A 22828-nucleotide genomic window follows, 5' to 3' on the forward strand; every position below is an offset into this window, starting at 1 on the left:
GCGAAATCTAGACGAGCCGTTTCCGCAGCAATTGCGACAACAGGTCGATCGCGCTGACGGCCACGACGATGACGATCACGATCGCGGCGGTGCGCTGGTAGTCGAAGGCGCGGACCGCTTCGAAGAGGATCTGGCCGATACCGCCGGCACCGATCAGGCCGAGCACGGTCGCGGAACGCGCATTGGACTCGAAGCGGTAGAGGCCGAAGGAGGTCCAGAGCGGCGCCACCTGCGGGATAACTGCCCAGATCACTTCGTGGATCGGACGGGCGCCGGTGGCGCGAACGCCTTCCACCGGGCCGTGATCGATGGATTCGACCGCTTCCGAGAAGAGCTTGGCCAGGACGCCGGTCGTATGGACGGCGAGCGCCATCACACCGGCCAGTGGCCCGAGGCCCACCGCGGCAATAAAGACCAGCGCGATGATCAGCTCGTTGATGGATCGGAAGACGTCCATCAGCCGCCGGACCGGCTGCACGACCCAGGGAGGCGCCACATTGCGCGCGCTGAGCAGACCGAAGGGAATGGCGGACACGACGGCGATGAAGGTACCCCAGATCGCGATCTGCACGGTCACGACCATTTGCGGGATCGCTTCCTCGAAGCCGTGCGAGAGCTGCTGCCAGTAGCTGGCGCGCGACTCGGCATCGCCGATATCGGACGGCAGGAAGCCGCCGATGAACTCGCTCATATCGTCCGCATTCTCGACCAGGAGATAGGCCCGGTCCATGTCGGCGGAGTCGAAGCTCCAGACGAGGATGACGATGACGCCGGCCGATATGACGGCATTGGCGATCCGCTCGCCCAGCGGCGTTTTCGGTCCCGGCCCGCGTGGTGCGGAGAGCCAGAGCAGGCCGACCAGGAGACCCGCCGCGAGCACCAGCATGACGCCGCTGGCGAGCCAGTTGGTCCCGGACAGCTCCACCTCGGCGGCGGCAAGCGGCGCATCGCCGTTGAGCGTGGTGTGACTGACGAGCGCGGTATTGCCGGCCTCGACTTCGGCGAGACGGGCCTGAAGCTCGGCAATACGGGCCGCACGCTCTTCCTCGCCGAGATCGGGATCATTGCGGGCCTGCGTGAGGTCGCGGACGATTTCCAGCTGGACGATCGGATCGAGGTGCGCGTTCGATGCCGGCAGGAAGGTGCCGAAATAGAGCGGTTCGAGCACGGAGCGGGCCTCGGCCACGTCTTCCGGCGTTCCCATGCGACCGTAATTCATGAAGAAGTATTGCAGGCGCTGCTTGGCCTCGACCGGCAGATCGGCGCGCCAGATGATCGGATCGGTGCCGATCATGGGCGAGCGCCAGATCTCGCGCAGGCGGGCGTGCATTTCCGGACGCGAGCGCTCCAGCAGGATCATGTTGGTGGTGTTGTTCGTCCCCACATCCACCAGCCCGTTCGCCACCGCGACCGCATTGGCCTCGTGATTGGCGTTGCGCACGGAGTTGAAGCATTCCGCCGGATCGATCCCGCGCGGGGCGAAGATGAAGGCGGAAGGCACGAGATAGCCCGAGGTCGAATTGGGGTCGCCCATACCGAAATCGAGCGTGCCGTCGCAGGCGAGAATGTCGTCCAGGGTCCGGATCGGGCTGTCGTTCGGGACCAGGAGAACGGAGTGATAGCCTTCGGATCCGTCCGGATAGGTCGCCTTGGCGAAGACCTCGCCGCCGGCCCGGCGCACGGCCTGCAGGCCGGAGAAATTGGAAAACCAGGCGAACTGGACGCTGTCATAGCGCATGGCCTGGATCACACCGGCATAATCCGACGCGTAGAAGGGTTCGATATTATAGCCGGTCCACTCCTCCATCGCATCGATGAAGGGGCGCCAGTTGACCTCCTGGGTGGAGGAGGACTCGGTGGCGATAATGCCGAAATTCAGGGTCAGACGGTCATCGTCCGCTGTGGCATTGTCCGTAGCGCCGCCGCTGTCCTGGGGTGCCGAGCAGGCCGCCAGCGCACAGGCCGAGACGAGCACGGCGAAACGGGTGAGAAAACGGGCCAGGGCGCGCATCAGGTTTCGCCTCCGTGGAAGGCGGCTTCGAATTCGGGGCCGTAGATTTCGATCAGGGTTTCGCGGCTGAGACCGGCGCTCGGACCGTCATAGACGATGCGCCCCTTGTTCAGCGCCACGATGCGGTCGCAATAGGTCTTGGCATAATCGACCTGGTGCAGGGTGACCACCACCGTCAAGGCGTCGTCGCGATTGAGGTCGCGCAGCAGCTCCATGACATTGCGCGCAGAGACCGGGTCGAGCGAGGCGATCGGTTCGTCGGCGAAGAGCACTTTGGCGCCCTGGACGAGCGCCCGCGCGATCGCGCCGCGCTGCTGCTGGCCGCCGGACAGGTTGGAAGCCCGCCGGGCCGCGTATTCCGCCATGCCGACACGCTCGAGCGCATCCATCGCCTTCTGCTTCACCGGATCGGGAAAGAGACCCAGCACGCCGCGCCAGCTGGGTATCTGGCCGAGCGAACCGAGCAGGACATTGCCGAACAGGCTGAGCCGGCCGACCAGGTTGAACTGCTGGAAGATGAAGCCCAGTCGCGCGCGGCTCTCGCGCACCCGCGCGGCGACCCTGCCCCGCGACTGCATGGTATGGCCGAGCACGGACACCGGGCCGGAATTGCTGTCGGCGACCTGCAGGGCCGCGGCGACCCGCAACAGGGTGGACTTGCCCGATCCGGACGGACCAATCAGCGCGACCATCTCGCCCGGTTTGACTTCCAGGCTGACATCGTCGAGCGCCTTGGTCTCGCCGAATGTCATCCGGACATTTTCGGCTTTGAGCGCCAGCGCGGCGTCTGTCATCTTGTGATTTCCCCTCTTCGCCGCACGTGTTGTGGCGCAGACTTACGACAGTTATGTGACAGGCCCGCCATGTATCTCGCCCACGCCGCCAGTCTGATCCTCATCGCGGCGCTTGCCTGGCTGACCTGGATCGATTCCAGAACCCTGCGGCTGCCCGATATCATAACCCTGCCGCTGATCGTAGCCGGTCTTGCAATAAATCTGGTCGCTTTTGGAGTCTGGCGCGCACCCCTGGCGGGCGCCGTGTTCGGTTATGGCGCGCTCGTGGCTCTGGAAACGGGGTATCGGGCGCTGCGCGGACGAGATGGTCTGGGACGCGGCGACGCCAAGCTTCTCGCCGCTGCCGGGGCCTGGTGCGGCGCCTGGCTGCTGCCCCCCATCCTGCTCGTCGCCAGCCTCAGCGCGATCGGTTTCGTTCTCCTTCGCGCAGCCCTGGAGCGCCGCATGCCAGACCCGGCCCGCCCCCTGCCCTTCGGCCCCTGGATCGCGCTCGGCTTCGCTCTGGCGTGGATCTATCGCGCCTACGGACCCGGTCTCATCCCCGCCTACTGACTCGCGCCGGACCCTGGTCCGGGCTGCGCGGCCGGCGGCGTCCGGTCGGTCCGGCAGGCATGATGCCCGATCAGCGGGACCACCATCTGCGCTCCGTCGCTGCGCCGGTAGCGCATCACCGTCCGGTCGATCCGCTGACCGGCCTGGAGCGGGTCGCCGATCGTACCGCTGATACTCACCGACAACTCCGATGCCGGGTCGCGATAGCTTCGCTCGAAGGGATCGCCGAATACGGGCTGGCCCCGGCGCGGCGGCGTGCCGAAGACAGCCGCGCGGCCGCCGATCCAGACGCGTGCCTGACCGCGGGTCTCATTCTCGAAGACCAGGAAGCGATGCGGCCTTTCGGCGGACCAGAAAAAGACGCCGCATTCGCCGATGGCCAGATCCTGGGGCGGCAGCGCCGCGCGTGGCGGTGTCGCGGGCGCGGCGGCGCTCGCCTCGGCGTTTTCGGGCGGCGCCGTTTCCTGCGCGACCGGCGTGGCGCAGGCGGCAAGCAGAAGCGCCGGGGCGCAGAGCAGCGCAGCGGGCCTAGCGGCTGGCATCGAGGCTTTCATGACCCGAGCCGTGCCAGACATCCCCCTCACGGGCAAGTCCGGCCAGCCCGAAAGCTTCGCGCACGGCGGCGTGCGGACTGGTTGCGAACACTGTCCAGTCATGGCCCGTAGCGCCGAAAACGATCTCGCCCTCGATCCGCATGTCCCCGGTCTCGCCGGCCGCCGTCAGCACGAGCGCTCCATCGCGGCAGGTCAGCTCGCCCTCCAGACGCGGCGCCTCGACACCATAGCTCCGGCCCAGCCCGGTCAGGGCCGCGGTCGAGACCTGGCCCGCAGCCGCACGGCATTCCATGCCGTCCAGGTCCAGATCGAGTTCGGACAGGCGCACGAAGACGGTCGCATCGGGGTCGAGCAGGCCGTTGCTTTCGACCGGGAGACGCGACAGGGCGAGCGCGCCGGAGACCTCGTGAGCGCGCAGGCGGCGCCCGTTCCAGCGGATACGGCCCTCCCCGCGCAGGCTTGGATCGTCCGCGGACAGACGCGCATCGATATGACCGGTCACGAGACCCAGCGGAGACAGGCGCACGCCGATCTCGCGCACCGGTTCACCCTCAATGCGCAGCCCGTAGACGCGGCCATTCCAGGCCGAGCCGAACACGTCGCGATAGCCCAGCTGTTCCGCCCCGCCCGCAGCGATGGCGACCGCCTTGAGCGGCAGGAGGGCGACAAGCCAGATCAGGAGACAGGCAGCGAACAGACCCAGGCGCAGGACCATCAGACGCCTCCCGCGCGGCGCAGCACGAAGGAGGCCTCGACCATGCCGTCCTCGACCCGGTCCATGGAGCCCGACACCACCCGGATGCCATAGCGCTCCTCCAGGTCGATCAGCCAGCTCATCACGGCGCCCGTCGGTGCGCGCTCGATACTCACCGTCATGCCGCCATCATCGGTCGGCACCAGCCGTGCGAGCGCGATGTCGTTACGTACGGCCAGCGCTCCGGCAATGGCGCGCAGAGAGCCCGACGCGCCCCGGGTCTCCGGCTCGGCGGCCTGGAGTTCCCGATAAAGATCGGCGTCGGCCTCGACGGCCCGATAGAGCCGCATGGCCGCGGCGTAATCGTCCCGGGAGCGGTCATGCCAGGCATTGAGCGGGCGTATCACCAGTGCGCTGAGCAGCACGCCGGCCACGAGCAGGCCGGCAATGGCGAGCATGACCTGCTCGCGCTGGCTGCGCGCCTGCCAGAGGCCGTTCAGCGGGGCGAGAATCGGGGTCAGGAAACGGGTCATTGCAGCCTCACCGTGAATTCGCCGCGGATTTCGCCACCGCTTTCGCGCGCGCCGCCATCCTCGAGTCGCAGGCCGATCCGGCCCGCTTCGCGGTCGAGCGCATCGAAATCGCCGAAGTCGGTATAGACCGCCGAGACCGAGAGTGCCGCGCGGGTCTGGTCGAAACGGATGCGGTCGATGCGCACCTGTTCATTGCCGGAGGTCAGCTCCGCAAGGGCCGAGGTCAGCTGGAGGAAGGACGACGTCCCGCCACCGCCCAGACCGGCCAGCCGGTCGCCCAGCAACCGTTCGGCCTCGGCCGGGATGACGGTGCGCTGAACCTCCGGAACGGCCGCGCGGAACTCCGCCACAGTGGCCTCGTCGAAGCGCTCGGCCTGCAGCCGGTAATACATCCCCTCACCCGCGATCAGCGCGATGAAGCCGAGCAGAAGCGCTGCCGCCAGCCAGGCCGGGCGGATCATCGGCCGCACGAAGCTCGACCAGTCGAAAGTGGACCGGAATCGGTCGCCGAAGAACGGCGGCAGGGCCGCCAGCTCGGCCTCCGGCAAGGCGCTGGCGAGGCGGTCGATCTCCTGCCGCTCCAGCGCCCGGAAATTCTCGCCTGTCAGCCCCAGCGAGGCGGAGGCGGCGATTTCGCCCTCCCCTGCGGCCTGGACGAGCGGGCCGGCCAGCGAGCCGAACAAGGACCCGTCGAGCGCTCCGCCAGCCGGCTGGCCGGGCTGGATCGCCTCGTCCGAATAAGTGAAGAGCACCATGTCGCCACGATCGAACAGGGTCAGCACCGCCTCTCTGTCGGCCGCCGCGAGACAGTCCGGCAGGACATGGAGCGGCCGCACCGCGACCGGTTCGATCCGCTCGATCCAGTCCTCCACGCGCGCCTTGTCGGCGGCCATCACCCAGCGGCGCCCGTCGCTCCCGCGCGGGCCGGGCATGACGGCCGTGGCCTCGAGCGGCGAGGCGATCTCGTCCTCGACGAGGAAAGGCGCCGCCTGTCGCGCCTCGCGCTCGCTGCGCGCCGGCAGGTCGAGCCGGGTGAGATAGACCGTTTCGGACGGCAGGAGGCAGAGCGTGCGCTCGACACTGTCGAGCGCGTCGATCTCCAGAGCCTCGCCGGCAGCAGCATACCCCTCGTGCAGACGCTGTCCGTCGCGCCGGTCGATGATGGACCAGTCGACACGACCGCTCTCGTGCAGGGCGAGGATGAGGTCTCGGCTCATGTCACGTTTCCATAGCGCTGGGAGACTCGACGGACCAGCCCGCCATCGAGGACTTCGACCAGACCGTCGAGCCGGTAGTCCTGTCCGGCATGGACGACGTCGATCCTGAGTTCGAAATATCGGGTATCGATCCCGACCGCTTCGCGCAGCGTAGCATCGGCCTCGAGCGCCGCGACCGTGTCGAGATTCCAGAAGGCATTGGCGGAGGCGAACCCGGCTTCCGGCCGCTGCAGCAGGATGCCCTCCGCGGCCACCCGCGTCAGCGCACCCTCAAACAGTGCGGCCAGGAGCGGCCATTGCTCGAGGGTCAGCGTATTGAGATTGAGCGGCAGGGCCGCCGTATCCGGGCGAGCGCAGACGAAGGGCGCCATGCGTCGGTAGAGATCGGGCGTCACGGCTTCGAGCGCCAGCAATTCCTCGCGTTCGGCCATCAGCGTATTGCCGGTCCGGTAGACGGGCCGGTCCGGCCGGGCATAGACATCGTCCTCGCCGCCGGATGGCAGGGGGCGTACATCGCTGTCGATCCAGTCGGCCGCCTGGGCGGCGATCCGGACCGCATCGCCGCCGGGAATGTCTATCGCGCGCAGGAGCTGTTCGAAACGGGTCAGCTGGACCGGATCGGCTTCCAGCACTCCCCGCTCGGAGGCCGTCACGAGGGCATTGAGATTGAAGCAGTTGTTTCCGTCACGCACCGTGCCGGCGAGCGAGCCCGCCTCGATCGGGAAAATGCGCGGCTCGCCCAGCCAGGCCGCGTCCGGGCGCAGCGACTCGACCGGGTTTTCCATCGCCTGACCGATCAGGCCTTCGGTGAAGTCGCGAGCGCCCATCGCATACCAATAGGCCTGGTCGCGTACCTCCATATTGGCGGAACGGCGCATGGCGAAGCGCAACTCGCCCGCCAGCACCATGGCGAGGCTCGACATCACCGCGACCAGCATCAGCGCGCTGATCAGCGAGGCGCCGCGCTCGGTATTCCCGCCACGCCCCGTCATGGCCGCACCGCCGGTGTCAGGACGATATGTTCGAGCCCGTCGAAACCGGGCAGATCATAGCGCAAGCGAAGCGCCCGCGGCAGCGTGCCGGCGGCAGCGGCATTCATGGATTCCGAAGGGATCACGCTGCGCGCCGACCAGTTGGCCCCGATCAGGAAACCCATCTCGACCGAGCCGATACCGGTCAGCAATACCTGTTCTGAAACCGGCGTCGGCACCGCCGCATCCGGATAGAGGGTCGCGCGTCGCACAAGATCGCCTTCGCGCAGGACGTATTCGACATGCAGGAGCGAGCTGCGCGGCTGGATCAGGCCTGGATTGGCCCGGCCCCGGCGCGTGAGGGCGAGAAGAACGCGTTCCTCGCGGCTGCGTTCGAGCTCCGCCAGCCCGTCGGCATCGCCGGCAAAGACATAGGGCGCCGCATAGCCGTCTTCCGCCCGCACCGGGCGCAGCACGATCTGGCCGATATCCTCGCGCAGGAGTGTCCGCGTCCGGTCGATCATGGCCGTGCGGTCGAGGGCGTCATTATTGACCTCCTGCGCCGTCAGGCTGGCCGACAGCAGAGCGATCGAGATCGATCCGATCACCGCGAGAATGGCGACCGAGACGAGCACTTCGAGCAGGGAGAAACCGGCCTCGTCCGGCACTGTGCGGGTCATGGGTCCGGCCTCGTGAACGTGTCGAGTTCGGCGTACACCGCATCGCCCTGTCCGACCGTGAGATGAAGCCGCACCAGATCGGCCGCATCCGTGGCGCTGACCTCGAGCCGCCACTCGTAATCCAGACCGCCCATGCGATAGACACCGTCGCGGTCTTCCGGACCGCCGGCCCGCAGAAGCTCGGTATTCATCAGGTTTTCCGCGGCGAGCATGGCGAGGCTTCGCTCCTGTACGGCGGCCGTATTGCGGGTCGTCGCCTGGGTCATATTGACCAGCGCCAGCCCCGCGATGGCCACCACGGCGAGCGCCGCCATGGTCTCGATCAGGGAAAAACCGTCTTCGTTCCGGGCGGGCGTCATCTCAGGCCCCTCCCGTCACGGAGAGGGAACCATCGGCAGCCCAGCTCAGCTCGCGCCAGCCGCGCGGCGATTGCAGACGCAAAACGAAAGGATCGGTCAGCCCGGCCGGGTCGAACCAGATCACAGGGAGACCGTCCGCCTCCTCGGCCTCGGGCAGGATCGCGGCTTCGGCGCGCAGGACGAGCCCGTCCTCCAGCACGCGCGGCGCCAGGGTGGGATGGTCGGAAAGGGGCCACCAGCGCCCGTCGACATAGCGGTAGAATTCATAACGCGCGCCGGCATCCCCGATCGCCAGTCCGACCGGTTGTCCCCCCGCAATCGCCTCCTGCGAGGCCTGGTGCAGGCGCGCAGCCAGACGGTCCCCGGCCGCGACCACGGGATCGCTTGCCGGCTGCATGGACAGCGTCACCGCGAAGGCCATGATCGCCAGGATGGAGACCGCAACGAGGATCTCCATCAGCGACAGGCCGGCCTCGCGTGAGCGGGAGGGCGTGGCGACTTGCGACATCAGCCCTGCCAGTTGCCGATATCCGCGTCGAGATCCTCGCCGCCCTCGCGGCCGTCGCGGCCGAGCGACCAGATGTCGAACATGCCGTGCTCGCCCGGATAGGCGTATTGATAGGGATTGCCCCAGGGATCGTCCGGCAGGCGGCGGATATAGCCGCCCTCGCGATAATTGCCCGTGGCGTCACGCGGCGCCTCGACCAGGGCCTGCAGACCCTCCTCGCTTGTCGGATACTGGCGCATGTCGAGGCGATAGGCGTCGAGCGCCTGTTCCAGCGTCGCGATATCCGTACGCGCCTTCTGGACCATGGCCTGGTCCTGGGCGGGCAGGACATTGATCACGACGATGGTCGCGAGCAGGCCGAGAATGGTGATCGCTATCATGATCTCGAGCAGCGAGAAGCCGGCTTCGCGGTCTGTCTGTCCGGCTGTCTCCGCCGGCGGCGTGTGAGTGTGAGTCATCAGTTTCTCCCTAACCGAGGGCGAGCGTATTGAGTTGCAGAATGGGCAGCAGGATCGAGAGCACGATCAACACCACGACAAGGCCGAGCACGAGTATGATACCCGGTTCGAGCAGGTTGAGCCCGATGGCGATGGCGCCATCGATATCCTGATCGAGCTGGTCGGCGGACCGCCGGAACATCTCGCCCAGCGTGCCGGACCGCTCGCCGGCGGCGATCATGAAGAGCATGAGCGGCGGAAACCAGTTGCGAGCCTTGAGCGCGTCGGACAGACCGCGCCCGCTCTCCACATCGCCGACCACATGTTTCAGATGCGCCTGGAAAGCCCGGTTCGTACTGGCGCGGGAGGCGGCGCGGAGAGCGTCGGGCAGAACGGTGCCGGACTCGATGAGAATACCCATCGTGCGGGCAAAGCGGGCCGCCTCGCTCGTGCGCAGGAAACCGCCGGCCAACGGCAGGCGCGCCATCATCCCGTCGAAAGCGAGGCGCATGGCGGGCTGGCGCAGGAGCAGGACGGCAGCGAGAACAAGCGCGACCAGACCGCCGATGATATAGGGCCAGCCGGCCTGCAGCCCGCCCGAAATTCCGATCATGATCCGCGTCAGCAGCGGCAGGGTGACGCCCATGCCCGAGAATTGCTCGGCGATGCGCGGCACGACGAAGGTCATCAAGACCGTCACCACGCCGGTCGCGACCAGGGTCAGCACGGCCGGATAGACCAGCGCACCGGTGATCCGGTTGCGCACGGCCTGGTCCTTCTCCAGATAGTCCGCGAGACGCGCGAGCACGATATCCAGCCCGCCCGTGCCCTCGCCCGCAGCGACCATGGCGCGATAGACGGCCGGGAAGGAGCGCGGGAAGCCTTCCATCGCGTCGGACATGCGTTCGCCTTCGGAAACGCGCGCCCGGACCGCCAGGAGGACGCGGCGCATATGATGGGGTCCGCCCTGCTGGGCGAGCATGCCCAGTGTCTCGGCGACCGGCATGCCGGCCCCGATCAGGCTCGCCATCTGACGGGTGACGAGCATCAGCTCGCGGCCGGACAAATCCTTCTCGCGCAGGCGTTCGAACCATCCCGGACCGGCATCTTCCGCTCCGCGCGCAGCAGCGCGCCCCGAGGCCTGGCGGATGGCCAGCGGCGCCATGGAGCGGCCGCGCAATTCGCGCCGGGCGGCCTGTTCGCTGTCCGCCGTAATCAGGCCGCGGGATTTGCGGCCGGTCTTGTCGAGGGCCTCGTATTCAAACGCCGGCATGGCGCTCCCCCTCCTCGCGGCTGACGCGGAGGACTTCCGACAGGCAGGTCGCCCCGGTCAGGACGAGATCGACACCGTTCTGGAACAGCGTCTTGCGCTTCGCGAAGGCGTGCGCGCTCATCTCGGCTTCGCGTGCGTCGTCATGGATAAATTTGCGCATGGCATCATCGACCATGACGAGTTCATAGACGCCGGTCCGGCCCTCGAAGCCGGTGTGTTTGCAATGGGCGCAACCGGCCGGACGGTAGAGCGTGACATCGCTGCCGGGTTCGAGACCCAGCAGTTCCAGTTCGGCTGCGTCGGGCGTGCAGGCTTCGCGGCAATGCGTGCACAGCCGGCGCACCAGACGCTGGGCTATAATGGCCGAGAGGGTGGAGGCGAGCAGATAACTCTCCACGCCCATATCGCGCAGGCGGGCAATGGCCGCGATGGCGGAATTCGTGTGCACGGTGGACAGGACGAGGTGACCGGTCAGGCTGGCCTGGACGGCGATCTGGGCGGTCTCGGTATCGCGGATCTCGCCGACCATGACGATGTCCGGGTCCTGGCGCAGGATGGCACGCAGGCCAGCCGCGAAGGTCATGCCGACCTTGGCGTTGACCTGGGTCTGGCCGATCCCGTCCAGCGCGTATTCGACCGGGTCCTCGACAGTGAGGATATTGCGCGTCTCCTCATTGAGGAGGTTGAGCCCGGCATAGAGCGTGGTGGTCTTGCCGGCACCGGTCGGGCCGGTGACCAGAATAATGCCGTTCGGCTGCGCCAGGGCATGGCGGAAATCGTCCAGCATCGCGTCCGGCATTCCCAGATCTTCCAGCCGGAAACGGGTCTCCGAATTGTCCAGCAGGCGCAGCACGACCCGCTCGCCATGGCGGGCCGGCAGGGTGGAGACGCGTACATCGATGGCCTTGCCGCCGAGCGCGATGGTCAGGCGCCCGTCCTGCGGCACGCGCTTCTCGGCAATGTCGAGCCGCGCCATCACCTTGATGCGCGAGACCAGGGGCGAGGCCAGTTTCGGCGAGACGCTGACCGTCTCGTGCAGCACGCCGTCGACCCGGTAGCGGATCGAGACGCGGTCCTCGAAAGGCTCGACATGAATGTCCGAGGCCGAGGTGCGCACGGCCTCCGCGATCATGCCGTTGATGAGCCGGATGATCGGCGCGTCCGAAGCGCTGTCGAGCAGGTCCTCGATCTTGGGGATTTCATCGACCAGCCGCGTCAGGCTCTCATCCGCCTCGTCGGCCGCCGCGCTGTCGGCGCCGAGCCCGGCATAGGCATAGATGTCCGAGAGTTCGCGGTCGAAACGGGCCGGATCGCATTCCACCAGGGGGTGCGTGCAACCGACCACGCGGCGCAGCTCGATCAGCGCGCGCCTGTCGGCATTGGAACGCACCAGAAAAGCCGCGCTTTCGCCGGGGCGGAACGCGACGCCTTTCTGGCGGGCATAGCTGTAGCTGACGGGCGAGGCTGCTCGGGGCCCGCCAGGGGTTCCGGACGCGGTCTGCGTGTCAGCCGTCATCATCCATCCCGTCTGTGGCCGCGTTCTCCGACACCGCTCCGGACATGGCCGGATCGCTCATCAGCATGTCGACGATGGCCTCCAGCGAACTGACGCCATCCGGATCGCTGGCGATCTGCTGGTTGCGGATGAAATCATAGCGATCATCCGTCAGCGCGCGCATGTCGGCCTCGGTCCGCACGATGGTCGGGCGGATAAAGATCATGAGATTGGTGCGCCGCGCCTCCCTTCCGTCCGAGCGGAAGAGACGGCCCACGCCGGGCACGCGGCTCAGGCCCGGAACGCCGGACCGGGAATCCTCGGCCTCTTCCTGGATCAGTCCGCCCAGCACGATGATCTCGCCATTATCGGCCAGCACCGTGGTCTGGATGGAGCGCTTGTTGGTGATCAGGTCGGCGGACGTGGCATTGACCGTACCGGCAACGCTTGAGACTTCCTGCTCGATATTCAGGCGCACCGTATTGCCCTCGGTGATCTGCGGCCGGACGATCAGCTTCACGCCGACCTCCTCGCGATTGACCGTGCGGAAGGGATTGGAATTGTTCGAACCGAGCGCCTCGCCCGTGGTGACCGGAATTTCCTGGCCGGAGAGGAAGGAGGCTTCCTCATTGTCCATGGCCAGGATGGACGGCGTGGCGAGCAGGTTGGAATCGACATCGTCCTCGACCGCGTTGAGCACCAGGCCGAAGAGATTGCCATTGCCGTTCTGGCCACCGAAACCGAGCGTCGCACCGCGCGCGTCGAGCAGCGAGGAAATCGCCACATCGCGCAGATCCGACCCGGCGGACGTATCGCCTCCGGTCTCTGTGATCGCACCGGTCAGGGCAAGCAGGTCCGGCGTATTGCTGGAAAAACGCGTCATGGCGAGCGGCGTGTCGCCCTCGCCGCCGGCGAGCAGCATCTGCACGCCCAGCTCGCGCGCCGTCCTGTCCGACATCTCCACGATAATGCCCTCGACCAGGACTTGCGGCCGGCGGATGTCGAGCTGCCGGATGACCAGTTCCAGCTCGCGCTGGATGTCCGGATCGGCATTGATCACGAGCGCATTGGTGGGGGCGTGATAGGAGATGGACGGCGCCCGGGATACGCCCTCCGCCTCGGCCATGTTCTCGATCATGCCGAGCAGGATGGGCAGCATCTCCTCGCCATTGGCATGGTCGAGATAGATGACGCGGAAGCCCTGGTTGGACTGGCTCACCGCATCGACGCGGCGGACCAGCGAGATCATCGTGTCCACGGCCTCGCGATTGCCGCGCAGGATGACCGTGTTGGAGGCCGGGATCGGCGCCACGGTGACGTTGAAGGAGATGCCGTCCTCGCCCGCGGCATTGCGCTGGCGGATAGTCTGGATGATGCGCGTCATCTCGGCGGCGGATACGTTCTGCAGCTCGACGATCTCGACGATCGAGGTATCGCGGTCCAGATCGCCGATCACGCGGCGGATACGGGTGACGTTCTCGGCATAGTCGACGATGACGAGGAGATTGCCGCTCTCCGACGCGTTGACGCTGCCCTGCGGGCTGGTCAGCGGGCGCAGCACGGTCAGCGCGTCGCGCACGCCGACATGATCGAGCCGTTCCACCACGGTGACATACTGGTCGCCGCGCAGCTCCGTCGTGACCGGCGAGGCACTGCGGGAGCCGCTCTGCTCGGGCACGATGCGGTAGGCGCCGGTCGCCGTCGGCACGACGGTATAGCCGTGCACGCGCATGGTGGAGAGGAAGACCTGGAAATACTCCTCCGCGCTCAACGGCGTCTGGGAGGTGATCGTCACCCGGCCCCGCACGGACGGGTCGACGATGAAGGTATGGCCGGTGACCGCGGAGACGTCGTCGATCACGGCCTGGATTTCGGCCTGGTTGAAATTGACCACCTGCCCCTGCGCCCGCGCCGGCGTACTGAGGCCGGCTGCGGCGGCAAGAAGGCTCAACGCGGCGAGAACGCCGCTGAAACGTCTGGCAAACTCGGTCATCAGGGAAGGTCCACCTGGAGGGTAAGGGGCAGGCCGCCCCGACTGACAGAAAGGGTGAGCTGGCCGCCATTCTCGAGCGACTCGAAGAACCCGTTGAGATCATCGACATCGGCGAGCGCGCGGCCATTGATCGCCGTCACCACATCGCCGGAGCGCAGGCCGAGCGCGGCCAGCATGGCGTAGTCGGCCCCCTCGGAGAAACGGTAGCCGTGGAGGCGGTCGCCCTCCATGACCGGCTCGAGGGGAATATTGCCCGCGAGCGTCTGGCGCGAGACCGAGCGCGGCAGGATGCCGGACGGACCCGAGGCGCGCGAGGCCTCGCTGCGCTCGCGGCGGGCGGCCTCGTCGCGCAGGAAGAGGGTTTCCGCGACGCCGCGGCGATTGATCACGACGTGATCGACATGAACTTCCTCGAGCGTGACTCCCTCGACGATCTCGTCGCCGACGGAGAAGAAACCCTGCCGGCTGTCCGGCGTCTGCACGATGGCACCGCCCGCATCAATGGTGGCGCCGCGGCGCACGCCGCGCAGGACGAGATTGAGCCGGGTTTCCGGCAGCTCGCGAACCGCGGCCGGGCTGACCGCCACCGTCTGGCGGCGGTCGGCGAAGAGATCGGCGCCGCGAAGACGGTCGAGATCGGCGATATAGGCCGGACGCCCCGCATCGGCCCCGCCGCCGGCGCTGCCGTCCTGGAAATCGGCAGCGCTGGCTCCGAAGGCGATCAGCCAGATCAGGCGGGCGAGCACCCAGGCGAGCAGGAACAGCAGCACGATCTCGACCAGGCGCGGCATCGCGGCGAGACCGAATCGACGAATCGATCCGCCTCTCGGCTGACGGCGCTGGTCTGTCGCGGCTGACACGCCCAATTCACCCCTCCTAAAGCCAGGCCCCGGCGGATGCGGTCTGGCGCCCCGGCCGGGTAGAGGCCCCGGATACACCGTCCGTGCGTCAGTTTTACGACGTTTCACGGCCACTCGTATCGTCCGCGGCCAGCCCCTACGCAAACCCTACGCAATTAACCGAAACTTCCCAACCGGAATCGGGAAAACCGGACGTCTCAGGCCCGATCTCGGGCTCCCCGCCGACACCAGCCCAAGCGCGAAGAAAATCTCGCTTAAATTATCTCAATCCTTACGGCCACTTGTGATTGCATTGCAAGGGCACACCCCCGATCGAACCCGGTTTTGTGTTGAATCCACATTGCAAGCCTGTAATGATTCTCGCCTGTCAGTCCGGTCGGAGGAGGCCGGACCCGCACAGCGTGCGGAAATCCGAAACACCCCAAGGGGAGGGTTCGACTTCATGAAACACCTCAGCCGGAAATCACTCGTCAGCCTGGCCGCGCTCGCGGCTGCCGCCTTCTCGGCGCCTGCGGCCATGGCCCAGACGACACCGCACGAGCTCGAGCTCGTGCGCGACAGCTGGATCTTCGTGTTCGACAATTCGGTCAGTTCGGCCGATGCGCCCGGCCTCGCCAATCGCGCGGTCGGCAATGCGGGCGGCCAGGTCCGGCACGTCTACAGCAATTCAATCCGCGGCTTTTCGGCGACCATGCCGGCCCGCGCCGCCGAACGCCTGGCGGCAAGCAATCCGAACATCGCCTATTACGAGGCCGACCAGGTGATGCGCATCGTGGTCGCCCCGCCGCCCTGTGGAGGTCCTCCCTCCCAGCGCGATCCGGGCTGCGATGATGGCGGCGGCGGAACCGACCCGACCCAGGAAACGCCCTGGGGCATTACGCGCGTCAATGGTGGCGTCAGCGGCGCCACGGGCACGGCCTGGGTGATCGACAGCGGCGTCGACCAGGACCATCCGGACCTCAATGTCGATACGGCGCGCAGCGCGAACTTCGTCTCCCGCGGCCCGAACCGGGTCGATGACGGCAATGGCCACGGCACGCACGTCGCCGGCACGATCGCCGCGATCGACAATGATATCGGCGTCATCGGCGTCGCCGCCGGCGCCTCCGTGGTCGGCGTACGCGTCCTCAACAACAATGGCAGCGGCTCGCTCGCGGACGTCATTGCGGGCATAGACTATGCCGCCGCCAATCACAGCCCGGGCGATGTCGCCAACATGTCGCTCGGCGGCGGGGTTTCCCAGTCGCTCGACGATGCGGTGATCGCCGCGGCCAATACCGGCCTGGTCTTCGCCCTCGCAGCCGGCAATGAGTCGGACGACGCGAACAATCACTCGCCTGCCCGTGCGAACGGCAACAACATCTACACGGTGTCCGCCTTCTCGCAGGGCGACAATTTCGCCTCCTTCTCCAACTACGGAAACCCGCCGGTCGACTGCTCCGATCCAGGCGTGTCGGTCTATTCGACCTATAAGGACGGCGGTTATGCCACCCTGTCCGGCACCTCGATGGCGACGCCGCACCTGGCCGGCATCCTGCTGCTGGGCAACCCGTCCACCGACGGGACCGTCTCCGGCGATCCGGACGGCAATCCGGATCCGATCTGCGTGAACTAACCCGCGCCGCGGGACGCAAAATGGAAGGGCCGGCCCGCATGGGCCGGCCCTTTTTCTTCAGGCAGTCTTGAGCCGGCACAACACGCCGGCAAGGCAGTATGGAGGGATCGGAACCCCTCCATGCGCCTTACCAGGTCCGGCTGATGGAAACACTCAGAGAGGTCCCGACATCATAGGTGTCGACCGCCAGCTCCACACCGTCGGCACTCTGGGTGGCCTCATAATCGTCACCCAGAATATTGCGAACCGAGAAGCCGACATCCCAGTCCGCATTACCCAGTTCGAGCGTACGGCTGTAGACGAAGTCGAGCGAACTCGGCAGCGATTCAACGATCTCCGGCAGATTGTCGGAGAGGTTGGCAACGGCCCGCGTCCGGTCGCCGGTATAGTTGAAAAGCAGCGCACCGCGCGCCCGGCCGTCGAAGGTCTCGAAGCCGAGCTGTGCGTTGAACAGATGCTCGGACTGGCCTTGCAGCGCCCGGCCATCCTCGATGAATCCGGCAGCATTGAGCTCCAGACCCAGCGGGTTGCCGAAGGCCCCCTGCGCGACCGTCACCGTACCGTCAGCCGAAACCTCGGACTGGATGTAGGTATAGTTCGTCTTGATGAACCATTCGCGGTCGTTGAAGAAGGGACGGTCCCAGCGGCCCGACAGGTCGAAGACCTTCTCGAACTCGAACTCGCCCCCCACCAGCGTCGCCTCCGGCGCGTTGATGAAGGAGGTGTTCAGCCCGTCGCCGATCGGGATGATGAACTCCTCGATCGGGTTTTCCAGCGTCTTGTGGAAGGCGCCGACAGTCACGAACTGGTCGCGGCCGAAATAGTATTCCAGGCGCGCGTCGAAGCTCTCGATCTCGGTGTTCACCAGGAAGGGATTGCCCTGGAAGCGCTGGTCCGTCTCCGTGTTGAAGAATTCGGCGAAGGCCAGCTCGCGGAATTGCGGCCGCGCGATCGACTGGGAATAGCCGGTGCGAAGCTGGAGATTGTCCGCGAAAGTCCAGGTGAGCGTGACGGCCGGAAGCACATAGTCTTCCTGGATCTGCGTCTCGACCAGGCCCGTATCGGCATTGCTGGCCGGGAAGGAGAAGGTATCGACGCTCTGCTCGCCATCTTCGAAGCGGGCACCGAAGGCGGCCCGGACGAAGTCGTTGATGGCGATATCGGCACCGGCATAGAAGGCTTCCACGTCCAGTTCGCCGCGATAGGCTTCCGGGAAAGTGAGACCGCCGGTCTCGACCAGGCGGAGGCGCTCGTCGGTGATGTTCTGGTTCGCGAAGATATAGTCGATGCGCGAGAAGAGCAGGTCCTGCGGCAGGCCGATGGAACCCTGTTCGAAGGAGAACTGACGCGTATAGGCGTCACGCTCGCGGCTGGTATTGGCGTAACCGGCCTTCAGCTCCACATCCATATCTCCCAGCATCGCCGGCAAGGCCAGATCGATACCGTAATCGGACGTATTGTCCTCGATCTGCGAGAAGCGGGTGAAATTGTCGTTGATGTCGCCTTCATAGCGGAAAGTGCCGGCCGCTTCGTCGTACTGGTAGTTCACGAAGCGTTGGTAGGGTGCATCGCGGGTCGCGCTGGCATCGGAGATGCGCCAGTCGACGGCCAGCTCGCCCAGCCCTTCGAAAACGTGCTCACCGGTCAGCTGGTTGAACACGACCTCGCGCTCGAACCATTCGGTATAATCGCCGCGAATGACGGCAGAGGAACCGGCATTGAACTCTTCCTGGCTGCGGCCTTCCTTGGAGGTCGAGCGCAGCACCATGGAGAGGAAGTTGATGGCGTGGTCGTTGTAGAAATCGACGCCGACCGAGACCATGGCCGAGGCTTCGACCGAATTTTCCGTCGACAGGAAATTGTCGCGGCCTTCGCCGTTCCGGGCGATGCCGGTACGGTCGGCATTGGCCGGGCCGTTCTCGTAAATGAGGCCTTCGGAACCGATCGCGCCCTTGCCGCGCTGACCTTCTCGGGTTTCCCAGCTGTTGGCGTACTGGAAGGCTCCCAGAATGCCGAGCGAGAAATTGTCGAAGTCGAAACGCTCGCCGGCATTGAACGAAAACTCGCCATTGGCCGAGGCGTCGACATTCTGCAGGACCCAGAGTTCCGAATTCACCAGCGAACGGCCGATGGCCTGCTGCTGGTCGGCGGGCAGATTATTGCCCACGCGGGTGGTGTCGAAGATCGCGGCGAGTTCGGCCGGCATATCGCGCAGGCCGTCGTCGAAGCCGAGCCAGTCCGTGTCGGACCCGTCATAGGTCAGACCCCGATTGCCGGTTGTGACCGTATCGCCTGACGCGCCGACCTTGACGCTGAAGAAGCGGTCGTCGGGCAGGTTCGCGGTCTCGATACCGATCACGCCGCCGCCGAACTCACCCGGGAATTCCGGTGAGAAGGTCTTCTGAACGAGCACGTTGGAGAGCAAGTTGGTCGGCAGGATGTCGAGCGGTGCCGCGCGGCGGAAGGGTTCCGGCGAGGGCATCGGCGAACCGTTCAGGAGCGTATTGGAATAGCGCTCGTTCAGCCCGCGAACGACCACGAAGCGGCCCTGCGTGGTCGAAAGGCCTGTCACCCGGACGAGGGCGGCGGCGAGATCGCTGTCGCCGGTCGTCTCGAGATCGTCGATCGAGAGCGCGGCGGCAACTTCCGAGGTCACGCGCCGGTCGTCGGGAATGTATTGGAAGCGGACTTCGATGACGTCGGTCGTTTCGTCGTCCTGCGCGATGGCGGCCACCGGTACCAGCGTCGTGGACGCCAGCAACGCAGCCGAGAGCGCAAATCGTGTGGTCTTCATCTTCATCACCATGAAACTGTGAAGTGAACCTCACCGGTCCGGCCGGCCCGAAGGCCGGCCGGGTTGCGGCGGTTGCGTTAGTTGGCGGTGCGGCGGAAGGTCCAGCCCTCGTACCAGGTGTCGTTCGCGTCAGCGACGGCACCGATGTAGGAGGTCGTGTCGAACCAGGCGTCGATGGCGTTGACGTCGGTGGCGGTGACCGCCAGCTCCGTCGCGCCCGGCACCACGCCGGTATTGCCCGGGATGAAGGCGAAGCCGTTCATCGAGTGGGTAATCTCGGCATTGTTGGCCTGACCCAGGAACCAGGCTTCGACGTCCACCAGGTCGTCGGCGCCGTCATCCTTCACATTCACCGTGCAATCGAAGACCGTCGACTGGATGACCAGGTCTTCATTGGCCGGGCGGCCATTGTCGAAGGTGATGCCGTCAAAGGTCGCCGCGTCGTCGACGTCCAGGCATTCCTCGCCCATATCGACCACGATGCCGTTGTAGAATTCGCCGGCCGTACCGGCCCGGAGCAGCATGCCGTCATCCGATTCCGCAGCGCCGCGCTCACCGATGATGGTGAAGTTGGCGATGCGCGGGTTGGAGCGCGGCGTCAGATTGTTGTTCGAGGAGCGATTGTCGAACTCGAAGCCCTGGTCCGCATCGTCGCCCGACTGGGCCACGATGACGTATTGCGCACGGCCGACCCAGCCATCGGTGAAGTCGAAGCTGTCGTCGGCATTGCCGGTCAGGACCACGTGACGGACGTCGACGGCGCCGCCGAACATCTCGATGCCGTCATCGGCATTGTTGTGGACCTGGATGTAGTCGACTTCGGTATTCGAACCGACGCCCTGGAAGGCGATACCGTTGAGCTCGTCCTCATTGTTCACGAGGAAGCCGGCATAGCGGACCTGCGTGTAGAAGATATTGCCCGAGTCGTCGTCCGGCGTGGCGCCGCCGAAGAGGCCCGAAGAGCCTTCGCCCGACTTTTCGCAATCCACGCTGCCGCCGGTCGCGGTGCCGTCGATACAGGCATTGATCGGCGCGCGGCCATTGATCACCAGACCGCCCCATTGACCGCGATCATTGGCGCCGACCGTGCCCTCGATATCGCTGCGGGCGGTCATGACCACCGGGGCCGTGGCGGTACCGTTGGAGCGGATGGTGGAACCGCGGGTGACGACGATGTAGTCGGAGCCGGACGAGCCGAAAATGGTCACGCCCGGGTCGATCGTGAGGTCGACCTCGATGCCCGAGGGCAGCGGGTTGGCCGGATCGGCACCGCGATCGACGCCGACGAAGACCGGCCCCACCAGCTCGTAGATCGAGCCGCGCGTCAGGCGCAGATCGGCGGTGACATTGCCGGTCAGCTGGCAGACGCGCTGGCCGTTGAGGGTTTCGGAGCTTTCCGTGGTGCCCGTCGGGCAGCCCGGATCCTCGAAAACGCCGAAGGTCCAGCCGGCAGCCCAGTTGGAGGCTTCCGTCTCGGATCCGGAGAAGGCGCCGATATAGTCGACCGCCTCGAACCAGGCGTCGCGGCCATTGGCGTCGAAGGCGTTGACGGCCAGCTCGACCGGGCCCGGCAGCACGCCGGCCATCGAATTGGCGATCTCGGCATTGTTCGGCTGACCCAGGAACCAGGCTTCGACGTCCACCAGGTCGTCGGCGCCGTCATCCTTGAAGTTCGTGGTGCAGTCGAACACCGTCGACTGGATGACCAGGTCCTCGTCGGCCGGACGGCCATTGGAGAGCGTGATGCCGTCGAAGGTCGCCGCATCGTCGATGTCGAGGCATTCCTCGCCCATATCGACCACGATGCCATTGTAGAACTCGCCCGCAGTACCGGCGCGCAGCAGCATGCCGTCATCCGATTCCGCAGCGCCGCGTTCGCCGATGATGGTGAAGTTGGAAATGATCGGGTTGGAGCGCGGCGTCAGATTGTTGTTCGAGGAGCGGTTGTCGAACTCGAAGCCCTGGTCGGCATCGTCCCCGGACTGGCGGACGAGCACGTATTGCGCGCGGCCGACCCAGCCGTCGGTATAGTCGAAGCTGTCGTCGGCATTGCCGGTCAGGACGACGTGGCTCACATCGACCGTGCCGCCGAACATCTCGATGCCGTCATCGGCATTGTTGTGGACCTGGATGTGGTCGACGTCGGTACCGTTGCCGACGCCCTGGAAGGCGATGCCGTTGAGCTCGTCCTCATTGTTCACCAGGAAGCCGGCATAGCGGACCTGGACATAGTTGAGATTGCCCGAGCTGTCGGTCGGATCGTCGCCGCCGAACAGGCCGGACGAGCCCTCGCCGGACTTTTCGCAATCGGCGGTGCCGCCGGTGGCGGTGCCGTCGATACAGGCATTGATCGGCGCGCGGCCATTGATGACCAGACCGCCCCAGAGGCCGCGATCGTTCTCGCCGACCGTGCCTTCGATATCGGCCCGGGCCGTCATGACGATCGGATTGTCGACGGCGCCATTGGCCTCGATGCGCGAGCCGCGCGTCACGACGATATAGTCGGAACCGGACGAGCCGAAGAGCGTGGCGCCGGCGCCGATTTCCAGCGTGACCGACGTGCCGCCGGCGGACTGGACGCTCTTGTCCTGGGCGACCGCGCCGTCGTCCAGGCCGATGAAGGTCGGGCCGGTGATGATCACGCCGGCATTCGGTGCGATGACCGTGTCGGTGGTGATATTGCCGGTGATCTCACAGGCATTGATGGTGATGTCGTTATTGGTCACCGAGGTTTCGCGGATCGACCCCGTACCGCAGCCGCCGGCCGGGATCAGATCGATCGTGGTCTGGCCGCTGCCGCCGCCACCATTGCCGCCGCCCGGAGGCGTACCGAGATCCTCGCCACCGGGCGAGGAGATGGATGTATCCGCGCAGGCTGCGAAGAATGCGCACGAAGTAGAGACAAGCAGAAGCTTGCGGAAATTTTGCTTCACCGACATTGAAGACCCCCAAGAGGATTGGCTTTCGACTGCGAAGCCGGCCTGAAACGCACCGGCATCCGCTTGGGGGGCGGATAAACAGGAGGTTTGTAACGCTTGAATGACAGGGCAACCGCGTTTCAGGACCGGACGGTGCGGCCACAATTCACGGTCGGAATTCCCGCCGGAACACCCTGTCGCAATCGCCTGCCTGGGCTGGAGATTTGCCGCCTGTTGCGACTCCGACACAGAACGGCAAGTAGAGATTGAAATTTTTGTGACAAACCGGAATGTTACACTTCCTTTACACAATCCACCGACGGATTCCAATATTACGAATTTCCACGAAATAAAGTAAAAGCACTCCGAATACGGAGCGTATATTTTCTCACCTTGAACCGCGCCGCAGCCCCGTGCGAGGCTGGCCGTGCGAAGCAACCGGAGGGAGCTCGAGATGAGATCGTGCACCCGCGCGAAAATTCCCGCTTTACAGCCGCGAATTTTGACTTTAATCGCGCCAGTCCCGGCGGAGGCGACGATGCCGGATTGGGTTAACTGCCAACAGGGGGT

Annotated in this window: 19 protein-coding genes; 2 read left to right on the forward strand and 17 right to left on the reverse strand. The window is 66.0% G+C overall.

The window, feature by feature from the left end; translation table 11 throughout:
- Window positions 1-7: 7 nt before the first annotated feature.
- Window positions 8-2011, reverse strand: a complete 2004-nt coding sequence (gene phnE, locus AC13HB_RS10425; protein ID WP_482949680.1) for a phosphonate ABC transporter, permease protein PhnE — start codon at window positions 2009-2011, stop codon at window positions 8-10.
- Window positions 2011-2805 (reverse strand): phosphonate ABC transporter ATP-binding protein, encoded by a 795-nt coding sequence (gene phnC / locus AC13HB_RS10430; protein WP_482949681.1) that lies wholly within the window; start codon window positions 2803-2805, stop codon window positions 2011-2013. The genes phnE and phnC overlap by 1 nt, the downstream gene beginning before the upstream one ends.
- A 69-nt stretch (window positions 2806-2874) precedes the next feature.
- On the opposite strand from phnC, the gene AC13HB_RS10435 reads away from it, so the two are divergent.
- Window positions 2875-3357: a prepilin peptidase gene (locus AC13HB_RS10435; RefSeq protein ID WP_482949682.1), complete on the forward strand. Its 483-nt coding sequence runs from the start codon at window positions 2875-2877 to the stop codon at window positions 3355-3357.
- Here the strand turns inward: AC13HB_RS10435 and AC13HB_RS10440 are convergent.
- From AC13HB_RS10440 to AC13HB_RS10500, 13 genes are read right to left on the reverse strand one after another with little or no spacing between them, the layout of a single operon-like run.
- Entirely contained in the window at window positions 3351-3899 is a 549-nt protein-coding gene (locus AC13HB_RS10440; protein ID WP_482949683.1) for a hypothetical protein, read from the reverse strand. The two genes, AC13HB_RS10435 and AC13HB_RS10440, sit on opposite strands and share 7 nt — an antisense overlap.
- The gene (gene gspN / locus AC13HB_RS10445; RefSeq protein ID WP_482949684.1) at window positions 3886-4626 is read right to left on the reverse strand and encodes a type II secretion system protein N; all 741 of its coding nucleotides are present in this window, start codon (window positions 4624-4626) and stop codon (window positions 3886-3888) included. Before gspN ends, AC13HB_RS10440 begins: the two co-directional genes overlap by 14 nt.
- Window positions 4626-5138 carry a type II secretion system protein M gene (locus tag AC13HB_RS10450; protein ID WP_482949685.1) on the reverse strand — a complete coding sequence of 171 codons (513 nt, stop codon included), beginning with the start codon at window positions 5136-5138 and terminating at the stop codon, window positions 4626-4628. Before AC13HB_RS10450 ends, gspN begins: the two co-directional genes overlap by 1 nt.
- Window positions 5135-6355 (reverse strand): type II secretion system protein GspL, encoded by a 1221-nt coding sequence (gspL, locus tag AC13HB_RS10455; RefSeq protein WP_482949686.1) that lies wholly within the window; start codon window positions 6353-6355, stop codon window positions 5135-5137. Before gspL ends, AC13HB_RS10450 begins: the two co-directional genes overlap by 4 nt.
- The gene (gene gspK / locus AC13HB_RS10460; protein ID WP_482949687.1) at window positions 6352-7347 is read right to left on the reverse strand and encodes a type II secretion system minor pseudopilin GspK; all 996 of its coding nucleotides are present in this window, start codon (window positions 7345-7347) and stop codon (window positions 6352-6354) included. Before gspK ends, gspL begins: the two co-directional genes overlap by 4 nt.
- Window positions 7344-8006, reverse strand: coding sequence for a type II secretion system minor pseudopilin GspJ (gene gspJ, locus AC13HB_RS10465; protein WP_482949688.1), 663 nt, complete (start codon window positions 8004-8006; stop codon window positions 7344-7346). Before gspJ ends, gspK begins: the two co-directional genes overlap by 4 nt.
- Window positions 8003-8365 carry a type II secretion system minor pseudopilin GspI gene (gene gspI, locus AC13HB_RS10470; RefSeq protein ID WP_482949689.1) on the reverse strand — a complete coding sequence of 121 codons (363 nt, stop codon included), beginning with the start codon at window positions 8363-8365 and terminating at the stop codon, window positions 8003-8005. The genes gspJ and gspI overlap by 4 nt, the downstream gene beginning before the upstream one ends.
- Window position 8366: 1 nt before the next feature.
- Entirely contained in the window at window positions 8367-8873 is a 507-nt protein-coding gene (locus tag AC13HB_RS10475) for a GspH/FimT family pseudopilin (protein ID WP_482949690.1), read from the reverse strand.
- Complete coding sequence (gene gspG, locus AC13HB_RS10480; RefSeq protein ID WP_482949691.1) at window positions 8873-9331, reverse strand: type II secretion system major pseudopilin GspG; 459 nt, start codon at window positions 9329-9331, stop codon at window positions 8873-8875. The genes AC13HB_RS10475 and gspG overlap by 1 nt, the downstream gene beginning before the upstream one ends.
- A gap of 10 nt (window positions 9332-9341) precedes the next feature.
- Window positions 9342-10583 carry a type II secretion system inner membrane protein GspF gene (gene gspF, locus AC13HB_RS10485; RefSeq protein ID WP_482949692.1) on the reverse strand — a complete coding sequence of 414 codons (1242 nt, stop codon included), beginning with the start codon at window positions 10581-10583 and terminating at the stop codon, window positions 9342-9344.
- Window positions 10570-12099, reverse strand: coding sequence for a type II secretion system ATPase GspE (gene gspE / locus AC13HB_RS10490; protein WP_482949693.1), 1530 nt, complete (start codon window positions 12097-12099; stop codon window positions 10570-10572). The genes gspF and gspE overlap by 14 nt, the downstream gene beginning before the upstream one ends.
- Window positions 12089-14071, reverse strand: a complete 1983-nt coding sequence (gene gspD / locus AC13HB_RS10495) for a type II secretion system secretin GspD (protein WP_482949694.1) — start codon at window positions 14069-14071, stop codon at window positions 12089-12091. Before gspD ends, gspE begins: the two co-directional genes overlap by 11 nt.
- Window positions 14071-14931, reverse strand: coding sequence for a type II secretion system protein N (locus AC13HB_RS10500; RefSeq protein WP_482949695.1), 861 nt, complete (start codon window positions 14929-14931; stop codon window positions 14071-14073). Before AC13HB_RS10500 ends, gspD begins: the two co-directional genes overlap by 1 nt.
- 442 nt (window positions 14932-15373) lie before the next feature.
- On the opposite strand from AC13HB_RS10500, the gene AC13HB_RS10505 reads away from it, so the two are divergent.
- Window positions 15374-16546: a S8 family serine peptidase gene (locus tag AC13HB_RS10505; protein WP_482949696.1), complete on the forward strand. Its 1173-nt coding sequence runs from the start codon at window positions 15374-15376 to the stop codon at window positions 16544-16546.
- Between the two features lie 127 nt (window positions 16547-16673).
- Here the strand turns inward: AC13HB_RS10505 and AC13HB_RS10510 are convergent, their stop codons facing one another.
- On the reverse strand, window positions 16674-19340 hold the full coding sequence (locus AC13HB_RS10510) for a TonB-dependent receptor domain-containing protein (protein WP_482949697.1): 2667 nt from the start codon (window positions 19338-19340) through the stop codon (window positions 16674-16676).
- A gap of 77 nt (window positions 19341-19417) precedes the next feature.
- Window positions 19418-22279: a hypothetical protein gene (locus AC13HB_RS10515; RefSeq protein WP_482949698.1), complete on the reverse strand. Its 2862-nt coding sequence runs from the start codon at window positions 22277-22279 to the stop codon at window positions 19418-19420.
- Window positions 22280-22828 lie beyond the last annotated feature (549 nt).

It is taken from the genome of Maricaulis sp. B-26 (assembly GCF_056857855.1).